At 50.5% G+C, this 18,073-nt stretch carries 13 protein-coding genes; 4 read left to right on the top strand and 9 right to left on the bottom strand.

Translation table 11 applies throughout. The features are described from left to right. The first annotated feature begins 98 nt into the window (after positions 1–98). Both tnpC and ACZF99_RS09260 read left to right on the top strand, forming a co-directional pair. Complete coding sequence (gene tnpC / locus ACZF99_RS09265; protein WP_483606239.1) at positions 99–1,562, top strand: IS66 family transposase; 1,464 nt, start codon at positions 99–101, stop codon at positions 1,560–1,562. Positions 1,563–2,081: 519 nt separating this feature from the next. After that, a complete protein-coding gene (locus ACZF99_RS09260) occupies positions 2,082–3,032 on the top strand; it encodes an amidohydrolase family protein (RefSeq protein ID WP_483611072.1) in 951 nt (316 codons plus the stop codon). Here the strand turns inward: ACZF99_RS09260 and ACZF99_RS09255 are convergent. Continuing rightward, positions 3,025–3,222, bottom strand: coding sequence for a hypothetical protein (locus ACZF99_RS09255; RefSeq protein WP_483611070.1), 198 nt, complete (start codon positions 3,220–3,222; stop codon positions 3,025–3,027). The two genes, ACZF99_RS09260 and ACZF99_RS09255, sit on opposite strands and share 8 nt — an antisense overlap. Before the next feature lie 62 nt (positions 3,223–3,284). Beyond that, positions 3,285–3,476 (bottom strand): hypothetical protein, encoded by a 192-nt coding sequence (locus tag ACZF99_RS09250; RefSeq protein WP_483611068.1) that lies wholly within the window; start codon positions 3,474–3,476, stop codon positions 3,285–3,287. 72 nt (positions 3,477–3,548) lie between these two features. Here ACZF99_RS09250 and ACZF99_RS09245 point away from each other — a divergent pair, with 72 nt between their 5' ends. Continuing rightward, entirely contained in the window at positions 3,549–4,277 is a 729-nt protein-coding gene (locus ACZF99_RS09245; protein ID WP_483611066.1) for a sensor histidine kinase, read from the top strand. 61 nt (positions 4,278–4,338) lie between these two features. Beyond that, positions 4,339–5,127 carry a lipase family protein gene (locus ACZF99_RS09240; RefSeq protein WP_483611064.1) on the top strand — a complete coding sequence of 263 codons (789 nt, stop codon included), beginning with the start codon at positions 4,339–4,341 and terminating at the stop codon, positions 5,125–5,127. Positions 5,128–5,240: 113 nt separating this feature from the next. Here the strand turns inward: ACZF99_RS09240 and ACZF99_RS09235 are convergent, their stop codons facing one another. From ACZF99_RS09235 to ACZF99_RS09205, 7 genes are all read right to left on the bottom strand, one after another. Then, a complete protein-coding gene (locus ACZF99_RS09235) occupies positions 5,241–7,295 on the bottom strand; it encodes a serine hydrolase domain-containing protein (RefSeq protein WP_483611062.1) in 2,055 nt (684 codons plus the stop codon). 98 nt (positions 7,296–7,393) lie between these two features. Continuing rightward, positions 7,394–8,674 carry an ATP-binding protein gene (locus ACZF99_RS09230; protein WP_483612625.1) on the bottom strand — a complete coding sequence of 427 codons (1,281 nt, stop codon included), beginning with the start codon at positions 8,672–8,674 and terminating at the stop codon, positions 7,394–7,396. Beyond that, positions 8,661–9,413, bottom strand: a complete 753-nt coding sequence (locus tag ACZF99_RS09225; RefSeq protein ID WP_483611060.1) for a LytR/AlgR family response regulator transcription factor — start codon at positions 9,411–9,413, stop codon at positions 8,661–8,663. The genes ACZF99_RS09230 and ACZF99_RS09225 overlap by 14 nt, the downstream gene beginning before the upstream one ends. 284 nt (positions 9,414–9,697) lie before the next feature. Continuing rightward, complete coding sequence (locus tag ACZF99_RS09220; RefSeq protein ID WP_483609489.1) at positions 9,698–10,702, bottom strand: NAD-dependent epimerase/dehydratase family protein; 1,005 nt, start codon at positions 10,700–10,702, stop codon at positions 9,698–9,700. 165 nt (positions 10,703–10,867) lie between these two features. Continuing rightward, positions 10,868–11,668, bottom strand: coding sequence for a MurR/RpiR family transcriptional regulator (locus ACZF99_RS09215; protein WP_483611058.1), 801 nt, complete (start codon positions 11,666–11,668; stop codon positions 10,868–10,870). Between the two features lie 152 nt (positions 11,669–11,820). Next, complete coding sequence (locus ACZF99_RS09210; RefSeq protein WP_483611056.1) at positions 11,821–15,510, bottom strand: FAD-binding protein; 3,690 nt, start codon at positions 15,508–15,510, stop codon at positions 11,821–11,823. Positions 15,511–15,547: 37 nt separating this feature from the next. Continuing rightward, entirely contained in the window at positions 15,548–17,995 is a 2,448-nt protein-coding gene (locus ACZF99_RS09205; protein ID WP_483611054.1) for a glycoside hydrolase family 2 TIM barrel-domain containing protein, read from the bottom strand. Positions 17,996–18,073 lie beyond the last annotated feature (78 nt).

Genomic DNA, 18,073 nt, shown 5'->3' with positions numbered 1-18,073 from the left:
TCTCCTCCTATCGCGAGGAGATTTTTTTTTGTCTCAAGCAGTAATTCCCATGCAAACGTCGAATGTAATATTATCCATTGAATCATGAGGTGAGCCGTATGAAGCTGACGAAACAACAGGTCAATACTATTTGTAAAGGCGATCAGGAGATTGCCAGTTACTTTCATGCGCTGCTGGATCAAAATGAGAAGCTCACCCAAATCGTAGAGAAGCAAGCCAAACGCATTCAACAATTGGAGAAGCGAGTTCAGGAACTGGAGCGCCAACTCGGCCAGAATAGTCAGAACAGCAGCAAACCGCCTTCGAGTGACGGATTCCGTAAACCAACCAATTTACGCCAACCAGGAGGGAAAAAAGGCGCTCCTCAAGGTCACGAAGGTCATACGCTGCATGTGGTTACGAACCCGGATTATGTCATGGTTCATCCGCTTGAAACCTGTTCCAGCTGCGGTTTTTCCTTGAAACAGGTACCCGCACAAGAGCTAGAGAAGCGACAAGTCTTTGACTTACCTGCCCCTCGCATGGTCATCACCGAACATCAGGCTGAAAAGAAATGTTGCCCGCAATGCTGCGTCCAACAGACCGCTTCCTTTCCTTCTCATGTTCGAGCGCCTGTGCAATACGGAAGAGAAATGGCAGCATGGACGGCTTATCTTCATGCCTATCAATTGTTGCCGCTTGAGCGTATTGGACAGCTCTATGCCGATCTCACGGGATACCGCCCGAGCGAGGCCACCTTACTTGCTCAACTGGAAGAGATGACAAGTCGTCTTCAGCCGCTAGAGCGAACCATTCGCGAGCAGCTGTTAGCCAGCCCCGTGGTACACGCCGATGAAACGGGATTTCGCGTCAACGGAAAAGGGTACTGGATGCATACCGTGTGTAACCAAGAGTGGACACTCTTGTTCGCCCATCCCAGCCGCGGAAGCAAAGGAATGGATGCCATGAATGTATTACCCCACTATAAGGGGAATCTCGTTCATGACTGCTACGCCTCTTACTTTAAAGACCAGTATGCTTTCCGTCATGTGCTTTGCAATGCGCACCTGCTGCGGGATTGTAAAGAAATTGCCCAGTACGATAACCATCAATGGGCAACCGATATGACGACGCTGTTGCAAGAGAGTTGGAAAGCTGCACGCATAGCTCGCAGCCTTCAACAGCCTCTATCTGATGCGGTGGTCCAAGCATTCAGATCCCGTTATGATGATATTCTGCAGCGAGGTCGTGAAGAATGGGCGAAAGATGCCGTGCCCGAGAAAACGGGACCTCGCGGAAGAAAATCCAAGAGCAAAGCAGCCAATCTAGGTGGGAGGTTTCTGGCGTACAAAGACGCCGTACTCGCCTTTCTTTGTGATGCCCGAATTCCTTTTGACAACAACCAAGCGGAGCGAGATATCCGTATGGTGAAAGTCAAAACGAAGATATCTGGTGGATTCCGCACTTCGCAAGGTGCGGAGCAATTCGCTCGCATCCGCGGCGTCATCTCCACGTTTCGCAAAAAACAACTCCCCATCTTAAACTCCCTGATTTCTGCACTTCAAGGTCAATTCAGTTTCTAACAGCACCTAAGTAGTAACCTTCAATTTATATATGCTAGCACAAGATAAATCCATGGAAAAGAAGCTGCCCTTGACCAAAGGCAGCTTCCTCGTAGAACAGCAACAGAAACCCTGAACCGAAAATCTAACGCTTAGGAGCAACGCTATTTGCGCCAAAACGGGGGCTTTCAAGTTGTAACGCTTACGAGAGAGCTTATTTCCCGGTTTTTCTTCAAAAAAGAGGCGAGTTCGCATCTATAAGCACGCTGAGCAGCGTTAGAAATGTAAGTCCCCTTTTTTTACCCAAATAAGCACTCTGGCAAGCGTTAGCGTAAATACGAACCGTTTGGGGGACAGGTCGACTGGGCTTGGGACGGTAAACGGACAGCTCTTCGCGGCCCGTCTCCCTCTCCCTACCGCAGATTCAGCCGATAATGCACCGCGTACTCCGCCTCTTTGAACCCTTCCTGAGTCCATTCTCACTTCCTCCATCTCCAACGTCATGTTAAGATACCGTTAATCAGAATGGAGGTGGTGCGGATGAACCGTTCCTTTATCGAGGCCTTACGCCATAACGCGCTTGATGAGCTGCAGCGAATTCCGAAAAGCGATTTGCATAGTCATGCCGGACGCGGCGGCAGCATCGCCTATATCGAAGCTTGGTCCGGTGCCCAAATGGATCCCCCGAATCGGCCTTTCGACTCGCTACGGGATATGCAGGCCTGGTTCGAATCCAACATCAAAATCCATTGCCGCGGGTTCCAAGGCTACTTAAAACGGATCGAGGCGTCCTTCGTCCAGGCGCAAACCGACCGGATCGGGGTGCTCGCGCTTGGTTTCGGGCTGGATGAAATCGCCGCCTTGGGCGGGATGGAGACGTTTACGGGAGTGATCGATGAATTACGGAGCCGTTTTGCTCCAGATACGCTGTTCTTTCCCGAGTTATCCTTAGGCAGGGAAAGCCGTATCGAAGATCTATTGGCTCAAATCGACGAGGTATTGGCGTATCGCTGGTTTGCCTCCATCGACATTTGCAATGATGAATTCGCCCAGCCCATACGCAATTTCAAGCCGGTTTACCGAGTGGCCAAAGCAGCGGGCTTAAAGCTTAGAGCACATGTCGGGGAATTCGGCACGCCGGACGACGTTCGGGAAGCCGTGGAAGAACTTGAACTGGATGAGGTTCACCACGGGATCGCGGCGGCTCGTTCCGTCTCCGTGATGAATTGGCTTGCCGATCACCGCATCCGTTTGAATGTCTGCCCGACGAGCAACGTCATGCTGCGCGTGGCGGACAGCTACGCCAGTCATCCGCTTCGCAAGCTTTACGACTACGGGGTCCTCGTGACCCTCAATACCGACGATCTTTTGATTTTCAACCAGAGCGTTTCGCAAGAGTTCCTGAACTTGTACCGATCCGGACTCATGACCGCAGAAGAGCTCGACCGAATCAGGGTAACCGGGTTAAAATATGCCGTTCCTCCTACATAAACATCACTAACACCAACACAACCGCAAGAACTCCGATGGCGTACATCACGCCGAGCCGGAGCCAATTTCGGCCCGTTTGTTGGGTGTACCCGGGATTCTCTTCCCGATTGCTTTGCGATTGTCCGATCCGTACCGTCGCGATCAAAGCAAACGCCAAAATCAGTATAATGACAATGCTTAACCATGCCATGCCCATCACCTTCCTAGAGTGAGTCGTTGTCCCTATTATAATAAGCTTAGGTCAATCGCGCATTATTTCTTGGCGATCTTCAGCGGATCTTGTAGCTTCAGTTCTTTCATTCCTGGTGCCGTTACCGCTTTAGCCGGACTCGTGGTCGATGCCTTATTCTCGGTTTTCGCCGCCACGGGGCCGGCAAAGGCGGACACCATCAGCGCGGAAAGGGCGATACTTTGCACGGGCTTTTTTGTTCTGTAGTTCATCATTCGAAACACTCCTTGAAAGGTGGATTTGTTCTTGCAAGTCCAAGTGTATCTCCGGGCAATGGCAGGACATTGGTGGAATTATGGAAAAACGATAACATAAGCCGCAAGCGGCAACGCCGCGAGTTGGATCGATATATTCAGGTGCAAAAGCAATTTTTCCAAAATGCTTCCCATGAGCTGAAAACCCCGCTGATGTCGATTTCGGGATATGCGGAAGCCATCCGCGACGGCGTTATTGATGGAGAACACACGCGTAAAGGGCTGGACATCATCCTCGGCGAGAGCAGCCGGTTGAAACGAATCGTTTCCGAGATGACGCTGCTGGCGAAGCTAGACAGCGAGGCGGATATTTTCCATCCGGCGGGAGTCGGCGTCAAAGAAATGCTGGAGGAGACGGCTGAACGCGTCAATCCGCTGCTTAAGGACAGGAGCTTAAGCCTGGCTGTCGAGTATTCGGACGAAACTGCGGAACGGGCGACCGTGAACGCAGATCGGGACAAATTGTCCCAAGCCCTGCTGAACGTGGTCGCCAATGCCGCAAGACACGCCAACCGGGCGATAGTGATCCGCATCAGCTTAAATCGGGATCAGGTGATGATCTCGGTTGCCGACGATGGACGGGGAATTCCTGAGGAACTGCTGCCGCACTTATTCCACCGCTTCGTGAAAGGAAAAGAAGGGGAGAATGGATTGGGACTTGCCATTTCCCGGGCCATCGTCGAACGCTGCGGAGGCCGGATTGAGGCCGCTAACCAAACGAACGGGGGTACTTTGTTTTCGGTCACCCTCCCGGCGATATAGCATCTTCTTTCATTGCGCTTAATATATTGGAGTCAGGAAAGCGAAGGGGGAGGATGAAAAGATGGAATTAAACCAGGCTCAAGTTCAGCGCGCGTTGTTCCTGGCCGCGGTCTGCGGCCAAACCTACGCGCAGTTCGCGAACCCGGACGGAACGTTTGTCCTCCCGCCGCCTTATTCGCTGTACGACACCCTCGAAGCGAAATCCCTGATCGGTATCTGGGAACGCTTCGGGTTTATATGGCATTCGGCGGACGAGATCGTGATCGCCTTTCGAGGGACCAGTTCGACATCCAACTGGATCGCCGATGCCATCGCAACGCAGCAGAAGTTCAAATGGGCCAAAGATGCCGGCTTATCGCACCGAGGATTTACCGGCATTTACGCCTCGGCCCGCCGCCAGATTCATTCTGCGCTGCACCGGCTGCCGCAGGACAAGACGTTATATCTCACGGGCCATAGCCTGGGGGCCGCGCTGGCGACGTTATGCGCGATGGATATCGCCGTCAATGCGAATCGCGTGCCCATCCTGTTTACGTTCGGTTCTCCGCGTGTGGGGGACCTGGATTTCGTAACTGCCTTTACGCAACATGTCCCCAACAGCTACCGAATTCACAACGAATTCGATGCCGTGACGCACCTCCCTCCGACGGTTTTTAAGCTGCCAAAACAAGAAAAGTCCTACTATTATCGTCATGTCCCCACTTCCTGTCCCCTGTACTTCGCCGACACCTCCTTATCATCCAATCATGTCATCGGCAGCTATTTCGTCGAACTGGCCAAACTCGATTCCGATTATGCCGATCACCTCTCCTCCGCAAATCCCTCATTTTGTCCGGATCCGGCCCAATAATCGATCTCAGGAAGGAGAACGCTGTAGGCAGCGACACATCTATCCACGCAGACCACAAAGCCGCCAGGCTGTATGAATACAGCGGCTAGCGGCCAGCGGATCAGAATCTTCGTTTATTTATCCAAATGAATACGGAATACATCTCCTGCTTGCCCGCCGAATGCGATGGTTCCTCCGGCCGGCAGCTTAACAGAAGCCTTCGGACGAATGATCGATGAATGCACCATCATCCCTTGTTGGTCATAGACCACGAATCCGCCGTCTCCTTCCGTCTCGACCGTCATCGTTCGACCGGCCATGGAAGGTTGAATGACATACCATCTCGTCGGATGGTTCGGTTGAATGGTAATCGTCGAGCGGGTTCCGTCATATAAGGAAGGGATCGCATCCTCACGGATAAAAGTTTGCCCATTCACCGTCAAGAACTCCGCGCCGCCGACTTCCGAGAATTTCAAATCGAAAGCGTCCCGACTATTCATATTCGGAATTTCCATCACGTTCACCGCCTGGTTTGCATCCCCAATCTTCGCGGCATTGGCATACCCGTATTCGGCGTCAACCGAGATCGTTTTGTTGAGGATCGCCGTGGACAGGTAGAATAACGAATTGATTTTTTCATCCAGCGCAAAGTACGTTTTACCCTCCCTGGTTTTCCACTTCTCTTTCACCGTTTGACTTAGCGGCTGTGCTTCCAGCTTCTGATATTCATAAGAGACCATCCGCATTTGGCCAAGCCCCGGGAAGTTCAAATCAGCGTCCAGTTTCAAATAGGTTTTACCGTTCGTTTCCTCCACGAAGCTGACAGACGCGCTGCCATCTCCGCTCGTAAACCGCCCGTCGCCCGTATATACATACGTCTGGGCCGGTATAAGTCCGCTCATTTGTGCCGGCAGCTCCACTTGCCCGGGCTGAATATCCACTCTCATCGTTTCGCCCACAGCTCCGTATAACCCGGAGTACGCTTGTAGCCTGCCTGGCATTTCCACCTTGATAGGAGGCTCGAAAGCAGGGGCTGGCTGAATTTCGTCGATCAAGCCCTTGTCGTGTAAATATTCCAGTAACACGGCGGCAGCGAAGGCACTGTCATAGAAGGAGCTCCCCCCTGACGAAAGGGCGGCGATCGAAATATGCTGCTCCGGCAGAACGATCATTCCGGCATGATATACGATCGTGTCGCCGCCTTTGGATAAGGCGGTGATGCCATAGTCCCCGAAGGGGGCTAATTTCACAGCATCCCAACCGAGACCGTAGTTAAAAATATTCGTCTCCTCTTTCACCCAGATTCCATTGCGGTATTCAGGGCTTTGCATCGCCTTCGCCGCTGTCGGGGACAGAAGCTCCGGGCGGTCCCCCATCAGGACTTCCGCAAATTTCGTCAGCTCTTCGGCGGTGGAATAGATTCCGCCTGCGCCAAGCACATTGGCATTCTCTGCAGGTAAAACCTCATCCATCCCCGGGAAATAAGCGCCCGCCAGTCTCCCTCGATCAAACGGATCCAGCGGCGTTTTCGTACTCACAAGTCCCAACGGCTTGCTGAAATGCTGGTCCACGTATTCCGAATAGCTGGCCCCGCTGACGCGTTCCACCAGAATTTCCAACAGCGTGAAGCCGTCATTGCAATAGACGGAATAAGCTCCGGGGTCGGATTTCAGGCGCTCGGACCGCAGCTTGTGCAGCAGTTCATCATGGTTCTGCGTGTCATTGTCATCAAACAACATGCTGTTCTCATAATGGGAACCGTACAAACCGGATGAATGGTTTAACAACATGCGCGGCGTAATTTCACGGTATCGATCATCCGCCATCTGAAAGTCCTTGATATACGTCGTAAGCGGTGCATCCAGGTCGACAAGTTTCGCATCGACCAGTTGCATCGTGGCTGCGGCGACAACCATTTTGCTGACCGAACCAATTCCGTACATCGTCTCGCGCGTAACCGGCGTTCCCAACTCCCGGTTGGACAACCCGGCACTGTCCGACAGCGTGATTTTACCCTGATCCATAATGGCATATTGCAGGCTGGTCACCCCATACTCCGCTATGACGGTTTGAGCCAGCGCTTGCGCTTTGTCTTTGACTGAACTCGCCTCAGCTTGAACGTTTCCTTGACCTGCCGGCAGGTTGAACACCAGCAAGAACAGCAGGAAACCGATCATCCATCTCTTCATTTCCGATTCCTCCCTGTACCTCTTATCTATTGAATACGGGTTATATCGTACAGGAAAGGGAGAACCGGAAGGAGGCTGCTGGGTGTGAAACGCAATAATCAATCCCTGAACGGCAGAACCACCATATTATTAAAAGTCTTGCTGCCGGTTTCGATCGTCATGTTGCCCCCATATTTGTCGCAGATTCTGGAAATGTTGGTCAGGCCGATCCCGTGAAACTCCCGGTTTGGCTTCTGGCTAAGCAACCGGGTCACTTCATGTTCCATATGATTTATGATCTGAATGGACAGAGCAGAGTTGTCCGAGCGGATGCGAATCCGAATATACCGATCCTCCGCGATCTTGACCTTCTTGGAAGCTTCAAGAGCATTATCCAACATATTGCCGAGTACGACGCAGAGATCGTATCGATCGATGTTCATCTCCGGCGAATCAAGGCTAAGCTGCGTATCGATTCGAATGCCGTTCGCCTCGCCGATATTCAAGGCGTTTGTCACCAGCGCGTCGACCACAAGATGCCCCGTATTTACTCGGTGATAGGCGTCTTCCACCTTATTCAGCGTAACCCGGATATGCTCCAGCGCCGAAGTAGAGTCCCCCCGCTTGATGCACTCATCAATATACAGAAATTGCTGATTGGTATCATGAATGATGCGCTTGATCGATTTGAAGCTATGCACCGTTTTTTCATAGTTGGCGTCCTGGTAGTCCATTTGGCGCTGCAATTGAAAATTCTCCTGTTGGATTTGAAATTTCTCGATCATCGTGTCAAACATATAGACCACCAGCACATTGAGCAGCAACAATCCGATAACCGAGATCAAGAAATGCAGGTTCTTCTCGCTAAACGCAGCCAGCATGTTCACCTGATAGATGCTGAACACCGGTACGAACAGAAATAGAAGATAATACGAGGGTTTTAACGGATAAGTTCGGCGTTTCGCGATGAGCCGAATCAACTGAATCACGATGAACATAAACGTGCAGGAGAGCAGCAGGGTTTTCGCGGACGCCGAGAAGCTCGTCGGTTCAAAATCCCGAAATTCGTCCGAGTTGAGGGTATAGAAGATAAAGAGAGACAGCGAACTGACGAGGGACATCAGCACGGCGTACAAGACGGTGTACATCAGCTTGTTCTTATGCTCCACCCGGTAGGAATCCGCCAAGCTGTAAATCAACAATAAGGCCACTACGGAGGCAGCCCACCACCCCATGTCGACGGATAGATAGACCGTCCCCACAGATGCAAATACGATAAAATGCACAATCCGCTGCGGTTTGCGAGCTGCTCTCCCAAACACCGAGTCAAAGAAAAAGATCAGTTGGAAACCAAGCACGAAGATGAGGCTGCCCAGAATCGGTAAATTAAATGGAATCATCATTGTCCTTCATCACCTTAAATTTCGTGTAGAAATCCTTCACTTCTTTGATTTTTGACCGTCCGATCGGCAACTCCAGCCCGTTCGACATCTGCACGGCGCCCCCTGCAAACTTGTTCACATGATTCATGTTGATGATAATGGAGCGATGAATCTGTAAAAAATGGCTGTTCTTCAAGGCCTCCGCATACTTCGAGATGAGCCCTTTACTTTCAACCACCTGAGATACCGTGATAAACTTCAATTTATTTTTGATCGTCAAGCTCTTGGCGGATTCGATGGCGATGATCTCATCATGCCGGAGCACCAGTTCCTCATAGCCGGATTGAACGATCAGAAATTTCTTGTCCTGCGCTTGAAAATAACGGCATAACCGGATGACCTTCTCCTCCAGCACCGCTGGCTCAACCGGCTTAATCAGATATTGAAATACAAACACGTCAAAGCTCTCCACCATATATTCGGGATAACTCGTCAAAAAAATGATTTGCTCGTCCAGATGCTGAAGCTCTCTGATCTTTCGAGCCGCGGCAATCCCGTTCATCCCGCTCATCTCCACATCCAGAATGAGAATATGGAACGGCGGTTTACCTTGTTCATAATGGGCCAATAGCGCTTCCCCGGAAGGGAATAGCTCGATTTCAAATTCGATATTGGCTTTGAACGACAGCGCCAGCAAACGATGCCTTAGTTGGTCTCGTTGCTGCCCATCATCATCGCAAACCGCTACTCGATACATGTATGCCCGACCTCCATGACTAACTTATCATTTTTCCATTATAACGCATGGTTCCCCCCTTCTCGCATCTTAGCATGATTATCCCCTTCGATCAGGGAGCAAGGTTGGGGATTCACTTTCTCTATTCTGATCCAACGGGATAATAGTGCAAAGAACGTACGGGTACGAGTGTCAATCCACTGCGAATTCCGAGTATGCAAAAAGCTCTTGAATTCTAGATGAGAATTCAAGAGCTTTTAATGTTACATAAATACAATCGAGGGAACTCTAAGGGGTTAAAATGGCTAAAGGACCCCCTCGCTGCGGAGCCAGGCTACCGTGTCCGCAATCGTGTCTTCGAACGGTCGCGTGCGGAAGCCGAGCTCGTTCTCCGCTTTCTCGGATGAGAACTGGTTATTCCGGGTTAAGTTATAAATTTCAAATTTCAAGGCCTCCAAATTGGACCCGCCTTCGGATTCGATCATACTTCCCTGCGACATGGCCTGCATCTGCTCCGGCGTCAGAATGGCTTCGACCCGTTTGGCGCCGCTGGCTTCGCTGATCAGATCAAACATCTTCCGCATCGGCACCATCTCATTGCTTAAAATGTACCCTTCTCCCTTCCGTCCTTGCTCCGTGCAAGCCATAATGCCGTCCGCGAGATCCCGAACATCCACCGCATTGAAGGAGCCTTCAACCCCCACACGAATTTCTCCCCGGCAATAGCGAATCACAAAACTCGCCAATGGACCAAAGGCACTGTCATTCGGTCCGGCTATCCCCGAAGGATAAACAATCGAAGCATCCAGGCCCTTGTTCCGCACCGCCTCAAGAACATACTGCGTGGCGATCGCTTTGGTTTTTGCATAATAGCCGACTACCCGATCCGGGTAAAACTGTTCCGGCTCCCGGATCACTTGTCCATGCGGTTCTTCCAGAATGGCCCCGGTGGAACTGACATGCACCAACTTTTTCACCTGCTTGGCCACGCACAAATCTACGATATTTTGGGTCCCCGTTACATTAACGTCGTACACTTTAGGGTTGGGCTCGGGAGACGTCGTCACGAGACTGGCACAGTGAATCACGATGACTTCGTGGTCCCGGGGCACATCGAAGAAAGCTTCCAGCGAACTCCTATCCGTCAGATCGCCAAACACAACTTCCGCCTCACTCGGCACGTATTTTACCGCAGGATCGCCGTTCAATACCAGCGCACGCACTTTTTTTCCTTCGGAAACCAGCTTGTGGGAAATGTTGTTGCCCAGAAATCCGGCGGCACCCGTCAGCAAATAAATCGTCTCTTTCATCAATGTAAATCTCCTCTCCTATCTCTAGTTAAATGGCATGTCTCTACCTTAACTTGAGCTTGTTTATGAAATGCTTTTAAAATGTTTAAGAAATGCTAAAGAGCAAAAACATCTCCAGCCCCCGCATCGAGCTTGTCGCCATACTAATTTACAGTCCGTCTTATTTTAATTTCTTGTCTCTATCATTTGAGCAGTATACTTTTGATATTCAAGCGATAGCGTTGTGATGATGGTATTGATGAGCATCATACTAAGCGTCAATTCATAGTGTGAGAACACAAGTACGTTATGAACACTAAGATGCTGGAACAGTGAAGGAGTATTGGTAACCACAACAGTATATACACCTCGTTCTATCGCTTCAGAAATCATCCGTTCTATAAGAGAAGACTCCTCCTTCGTATAGTGACAGAATACGGCCGTACATGTAGGGTCTAAAGATTGAACATCCTCCAACTGATAATTAGGATCTAAATATGCAGTGGTCCTCTTGCCACCCATAACAAAGTCAATCTGCAGCAGCCATATGGCTTGTGGCAGACTGTACCCATAGAATCCAATTTTGCCGCTTTCATAAAATCTACGAACCAGAGTTGTTATTTGATCGCTCATTAAACTGTCAATTACTCGGTCAGTCATCAGTGCAAGTAGATGCTTCCCCCCGAAGCCAAACGTTCGTTCATGCCCTGCTTCCGAGAGTAGCGACTGTGTGGACAGCATGTCTAAGAAATAGTGATTTCTTAATCGAGACAAGTCTTCTCGCAGAACAGGATAGCTGGGATAGGACATAAGGCGACAAAACCTCGTAATCGTAGAGGTTGAACAATGAAACTGTTCAGCTACCTCAATCAAGCTCCAATCCGCAACCAACTGGGTATGATACAAAAAATTCTCTGCAACGTTAAAGTTAATATCATCATGATCGTAAGTATTACAAAATTGCAGCAAGGCCAATATACTTTGCATGAAGTAAGTCCCCCGATTTATATTTTATAGATAATAAATTAGAGTATATTCTGTTAGAAATGGTGGCCAATATGCATTATTTCATAATCTTCTTAAACAAAAAGAGGTGTCCCTTAGTCTTGGACTAATAGAACACCTCCAAACTGTATCTCTTATTTGCTTGCGTGTTTAGCAGCATTCTCTCCTGCTAATCTGCCAGAAGTATAAGCAAAACCAAGGGTACCGCCCTCTATACCGATGTACGTATTGCCGTACATGCCGCCTGCATCATTACCAGCTACCCATAAACCCGGAATCGGCCGATTGTTCTCATCAACAGCTTGGATCTCTTCATTGATCTTCACACCGCCAAGTGTGCCAAGGCATCGGGTAGTTGTATTCATTGCGTAGAATGGACCTTTATCCACCGGTTTTAGATACTCCGCATCTTTGTAGAAATCCTTATCGACACCTTCCTTGGCGAATCCATTGTATCGATCCACTTGTGCTTTGAGCGTTGCCGGATCCACATTCATCTTCTGTGCCAATTCCTCAATCGTGTCTGCCTTCACAACCACCCCGGAGGAAATCGCCGCATCGAGAATCGGATTCAGATTCAACGGCGTGATACTGTGCTGATATTCCGTTTCCGTATCGAAAGGTTCATTAAATTCCATATATCCTTGCTTCTTGCCTTTAAATGTACTAAACAAATCAGCATATTCAATCAACCCTTTCGTTTTAACCGTATCGACGAATTGTTGATCGAACAAAGTCCATTGCATTGCATCTGGTTGCTCATATACAATCGAAGCCACATACGCCCAATCAAACACGACATCTTCGTTGACAAAGCGCTGCCCATGCTTGTTTACCCACAACAATGGCAGTGCATTTAAATCCCATAGCGCATAGGGATCCTCCATTTTTTTGCTTAATTCGGAATTAGGCATCAGATAAAACCAATGCGCAAGATTATCTCCATATCGAGCGGCGCCAGCATCCCAAGCCATATTCAATCCATCACCTGTTGCCGAAGCGATCTGTCCCAATACCGCTTTTTCACCGAACCGTTCCTTCATCATTTCTGCATTGCCGCCATATCCGCCCGTCGCCAATACAACTGATTTCGCATGAATCGTTAGTTGTCCGCCGTCTGACTTAGCCGCAATCACCCCTGTAACATTCCCACTATCATCCTTGATTAGCGATTTGGCCGGCGTTTCGAACATGATCTTCCCGCCTGTAGCCTCAATCTTGTCACGCAATTTCTGCAGTGCTACAGATCCGCCCTCTTCATATATGTCCGGAAATTCTTTTCTGTAAGAAGATCCATCACCCGTCTTATAAAAATCCTCGCCGTCCCGGTCCGGCACAAAAGCGTTCCAGTTTTCGAGTTCCTCCGTCTTCATTCCCCCGAACGTCTTGATGGTCGTTACGCTTACACTTCCGTCCGGTTCGAACTTCGGCTGCGGAGCCGTAACGGCGCCGATCAGCTTGCTGATATGCGAACCGCCCATGATCAGATCATTGCCGGCGTGCATATCCTGTCCGTTATCGCTGGCGGTGAACCAGTCGGTCATAACGATCCCTTTGAAGCCCCATTCGCCGCGTAAAATATGCGTAACCAGATCCATCGAGCTCGAACAATGGACCCCGTTGATCTTGTTGTAAGCCGTCATCACCGTCATCGGCTGTGCCGCTTTGACCGCAATCTCGAAGCCTTTCAGGTAGATCTCGCGAAGCGTTCGCTCAGAAACCGAGCTGTTGCCTTCCCAGCGTTCGGTCTCCTGGTTATTCGCCGCGAAGTGCTTCACCGCTGCCCCCACGCCCGGGTGGGATTGCACGCCAAGCGTGAACATCGCGCCTGTCAGTCCGGTCAACCTCGGGTCTTCCGAGAAATATTCGAAGTTCCTGCCGCATAGCGGATCGCGATGAATATTCATCCCAGGCCCCAGGATGAAAGTCATGTTGTGTTCGCGAAGCTCCTTGCCGAATGACTTGCCGATCTCAATCATCAGCGGCATGTCCCAGGTCTGCGCGAGCAGAGTCCCGACCGGATACGCCGTATAGGCTTCGCCATTCGGAAGATGAATGCCTGCGGGACCGTCCGGCAGATGGTTGTTCGGAATGCCGAGCGATCTTACGAAGTTCGGAGTTGTTCCTCCTGAAGCTCTGCCCGGCGTTTCGATGGCTTTCTCGATTGGATGCGGGACTTCGATCATCACATCGGATTCGCTGAACCGACCGTTCACGAGCGTGGCCAAGACGGGCAGCTCCAACTGGGCTACGAATTCTTCAAGCGTCAGCTTGCCGCTGTATACATCGTATAATTTGGCATTCGGATGAGCCGGAACCTTTTGAATGATCTCTTCATACCGTTCGCCCGCAGAGCGTGATCCCGATACAAACTTCGACTCATAGCCGGATCCGTCCGGCACATAAGTCGTAACTTGCGAGGTATTGATTTGCGAGGCTCGATTTACCGTATCGAGACAGCTGGCCGTGAGCTCGATAACAGGCGCGACGGCAATCTCTGCCGCCTCGGTCGAATAACTGAAAGAAGCGGCACCTGCGCCGGACTTATCTACAAAGCCCTGATCAAGCGGAAGCCGATTACTCAGCTGTTCAACGATCTTTGTCTCATCCATTCTGATTACGGCGGACACCTTCGTATGCCGCGAAGAATTGCCAACACGCACCAGATAGTCGCCTGCCTCCAGCACCCATGCGGCAAGCTGCTCACTGTAGGATGCCATCTCCGAGACAGGGAACGTGAGGGTCAATCTCTGACTTTCACCCGGCTCTAGCTCATCCGTTTTGCCAAACGCAAGCAACGACTGATAAGGCTTATCCAGCTTCCCTTGTGGGGCGGATATATAGATTTGGACCACCTCTTTGCCCGAGTAAGCGGAGCCGGTATTGGCAACTTTCACACGTATGTTCAGCCTTTGGTCAACAAGCGTGACCTCTTCCGTTTCTATAGTGAACTCCGTATAAGACATCCCGTATCCGAATTCATACGCCGGCGTGATATTAAAGCTGTCGAAGTGCCGATATCCGACATAGATCCCCTCTTCATAATTCTGTTGCTTGCCGTTACCGGCATTCGTCCCGAATGTGGCGGAAGCCGGATAATCTTCATAACGGATGGACCAAGTATCGGTCAGTTTGCCGGAAGGCGTCACTTTGCCTGTTAGAATATCCGCCAGGGCATTGCCTCCTTCCATCCCGGCAAGAGACATTAACAACAGGGCATCCAGTCCTTGAATGTCGCGAAAGAACTTCGTATCGATCACATTTGTATTCAATACAACGATGCTATGTTTGAATCGCTCCGCCATCATCTTTAAATTGTGCATCTCATCGTCTGTCAAATAATAATCACCCTTCACCGCTTGCCGATCTTTCGCTTCGCCCGCTACCCTGGAGATCACGTATATCGCGGTATCCGCAGCCGAAGCAGCCTCAAGGTCCCGCTCGGTCAATACGGGATCCGGTACCGGTATGGTACGGCCGCCCCAAACGCGGTCGAGTTGGGTCAGTGTGGTATCTTCCTCTTGAATTCGCTTATACTTCGCGAGAAAATCCTGGATCCATTGTTCCGATGTAACCGTGATCCCGGCGTTCATCAAACCTTGATAGACGGACACTTCATATTGGGAGGATACATAGCCCGATCCGGTGCCTCCTTTGACAGTTACGCAAGCTCCGCCGCCGAACAGCGCCACTTTATCGGTTTTAAGCGGTAGGACATGTTGGCGATTTTCCAGCAACACCATGCCTTGAGAAGCCGCCCATCTGGCGATTTTCGGATTATGTCCTTTTTCGGCAACCTGTAAATCCAATTCATCATGTTTCATCGCGATTTGCTCCCTTCAACTTGTTTTTCCAATCCTATTAGCGAACCGTAATTCGCACTTGCTTCGCCTCACAGCCTTCCGCCTCGAACGACACCCGGATGATTCCGCTGCCGGTTGGACGGATCACCGCAAGAATCCTGCCGTCGAACGTTTTTTGCGTCGTCCTCCGGAAATTCCCGTCAGCCTTGGGATTTCCGCTTCCGTAACCCTGCAGGACGCCAGGCCCTTCTAATGTGACAGATACTTCCCGATCGGCAAGCGGTTTAACGACTCCATCGTGATCCGTCAGAGTCACCGTGATATAAGATAAATCACGATCATTCGCTTCGATCTCTTCACGATCCGCTTCGGCGCGCAAGCTTAGGGAATCGTGTGCTGACCGCAGGATACAACGCGCCGTCTCACCTCCATTCATATAAGCAACGGCTGTAATCTCGCCGGGAACATATACCGTTTCAAACACGGCTTTAAATGCATGGGATTCACCTGCGGCCGCTTTACCCACGACTTCCCCGTTTACCAACAACTCGACTTCATCCGCATCCGAATACACCTCTACCTTTACCGGCTTGCCCTCGAATCCTTCCCAGCTCCAGCTGGCGACACAGTCGCTCCATCCCCAGGTGGAAATCTCCACGGGCTGGCCGTATCGCTCCGGTCGGTGAACGGCGATATACGGCTCCTGGCGCAAACCGAATACAATCTCGCGATAATACGATTGTGGACGGCGGTATCCGGTAATATCGATATCCCCGGTATAGGCAGTCAACCATGAGAAGTCCGCGCCGAATGAAAATTGGCCATAGCCCTCTTCCCCTGCATAAACAACTTTTCCTGCGCCGCTTTCTCCTAAGTAATCCCATCCCGTCCATGTAAAATCTCCAATCACATGTCCGTTTTCTTTGACCAGCTTCCAGTTTTTTGCGATTTCCCGAGGGAATGTCTCGGAGCCGCAAACGACGCGATTCGGAAACAGCACCTTATCCATTTCATACCTTGAGTCCCCGTAGTTATAGCCTGCGATATCAACAGCAGCGAAGGCTTCGGCGGTTCCTTCGGTTACGAGCTGGGACTGGTTCATTTGTTTCATTCTTTCTGACATATTGCCAACCATCGCGTTGTTGAAATTGCCGCCAGGTTGTCTCTCTAGGGCCGCTTGGTTCGCCGAAGCGGTCATGGCCGCCCGCATCTTGCCCATGACGGACAGAATGCCATTGATCGAATTAATCACGAATCGTGCAGCGTCCATGCTGCGAATTTTCTCGGCTATTTTCCGCCCCCAAGCAGCGCCATGCGGCGTCCCCGTCTCCGATATCTCATTGCCGATGGAATACATGATCACGCTTGGATGGTTGAAATCTTTATTCACCATCGCTTCAATATCCCGTTCCCACCATTCGGAGAAATGCAACGCATAATCATAGCTGGATTTGTTGATCGTCCACACATCAAAGGCCTCGTCCATCACAAGCATCCCTAACCGATCGCATGCATCCAGCATCGCCTTGCTCATCGGATAATGAGCGCTTCGCAGCGCATTGAAGCCGGCCTGCTTCAACAGTTCTACCCGGCGTTCCTCGGCACGGTCGATCGTCGCTGCCCCGATGATTCCGTTATCATGATGAATGCAAGCACCGCGAAGCTTCACCACTTCTCCGTTGATCCGAAGTCCGTCCACTGCATCCAGCGTTAATGAACGAAGGCCGAAGGGGATCTCTTCTTCATCCAGCAGATGCTCGCCGTCCATCACTTGAATCCGGCACGTATAGAGATAAGGGATGTCTACATTCCATAAATTCGGTTCCTTCACATGGAGCCGCTGCCTGAGTACGGTCCGCTCACCTGCGAAGGCCGTTACCGGCGCCGTATCGGAAGCAACCGTTCTCCCGGCTGCATCCATAAGCTCGACGATCACTTTAGTCGCTTGGGAATAGGTTCCTTCATTCTCGATCTCTGTCGCGATATGGACCATTGCACGCCCGTGCGCAATATCCGGCGTCGTTATTTTCACACCGTCCAATGCGATATGAACGGGATTAGCTACGATCAACTTCACATTGCGATATATGCCCGTGCCAGTATACCAACGGGAATCGTCATAACTTCTCGCCACAACCTTGATTTCATTTTCCGCTCCATGCTTCAGGTATCTGTCCGCCTTTATATAAAAATTGCTGTATCCATATGGATGCTGTCCGGCAAAATCATCATTGATATAGACCATCGCATTTGAGTAAACGCCTTCAAATTCAAACATGACCCGCTTATCTTTATACTCAGCCGGGATAAAGAACTTTTTCGTATAATCATATATACCGTCAGGATAAAAGCCTTTCTTGTTGCCGCTCACTGCTTGCGGTTCTCTTTCCTTCGCAATCATCGCATCATGCGGCAACGTCACCGGCTTTGATGCGCCCGGCCGCATATTGGTAAAACTGGTATGAGGCCCGACAAACCAATCACGATTAAATGATTGTCTAATCATCCTACACCCTCTCCTTCCTTATGTACCGAGATACCGAGACATCATTCCGACTCTTATCGTACCTAAGAAGTATCGCCC

It is taken from the genome of Paenibacillus sp. JL3B1040 (assembly GCF_057063165.1).
The sequence above is the reverse complement of the archived record's forward strand: the minus strand, read 5'-3'. Positions and strand labels throughout refer to the sequence as shown.

Coding starts and splice junctions, on each gene's coding strand:
- tnpC (WP_483606239.1), top strand. CDS start 99: ATGAAGCTGACGAAACAACAGGTCAATACTATTTGTAAAGGCGATCAG.
- ACZF99_RS09260 (WP_483611072.1), top strand. CDS start 2,082: ATGAACCGTTCCTTTATCGAGGCCTTACGCCATAACGCGCTTGATGAG.
- ACZF99_RS09255 (WP_483611070.1), bottom strand. CDS start 3,222: ATGGCATGGTTAAGCATTGTCATTATACTGATTTTGGCGTTTGCTTTG.
- ACZF99_RS09250 (WP_483611068.1), bottom strand. CDS start 3,476: ATGATGAACTACAGAACAAAAAAGCCCGTGCAAAGTATCGCCCTTTCC.
- ACZF99_RS09240 (WP_483611064.1), top strand. CDS start 4,339: ATGGAATTAAACCAGGCTCAAGTTCAGCGCGCGTTGTTCCTGGCCGCG.
- ACZF99_RS09235 (WP_483611062.1), bottom strand. CDS start 7,295: ATGAAGAGATGGATGATCGGTTTCCTGCTGTTCTTGCTGGTGTTCAAC.
- ACZF99_RS09230 (WP_483612625.1), bottom strand. CDS start 8,674: ATGATTCCATTTAATTTACCGATTCTGGGCAGCCTCATCTTCGTGCTT.
- ACZF99_RS09225 (WP_483611060.1), bottom strand. CDS start 9,413: ATGTATCGAGTAGCGGTTTGCGATGATGATGGGCAGCAACGAGACCAA.
- ACZF99_RS09220 (WP_483609489.1), bottom strand. CDS start 10,702: ATGAAAGAGACGATTTATTTGCTGACGGGTGCCGCCGGATTTCTGGGC.
- ACZF99_RS09215 (WP_483611058.1), bottom strand. CDS start 11,668: ATGCAAAGTATATTGGCCTTGCTGCAATTTTGTAATACTTACGATCAT.
- ACZF99_RS09210 (WP_483611056.1), bottom strand. CDS start 15,510: ATGAAACATGATGAATTGGATTTACAGGTTGCCGAAAAAGGACATAAT.
- ACZF99_RS09205 (WP_483611054.1), bottom strand. CDS start 17,995: ATGATTAGACAATCATTTAATCGTGATTGGTTTGTCGGGCCTCATACC.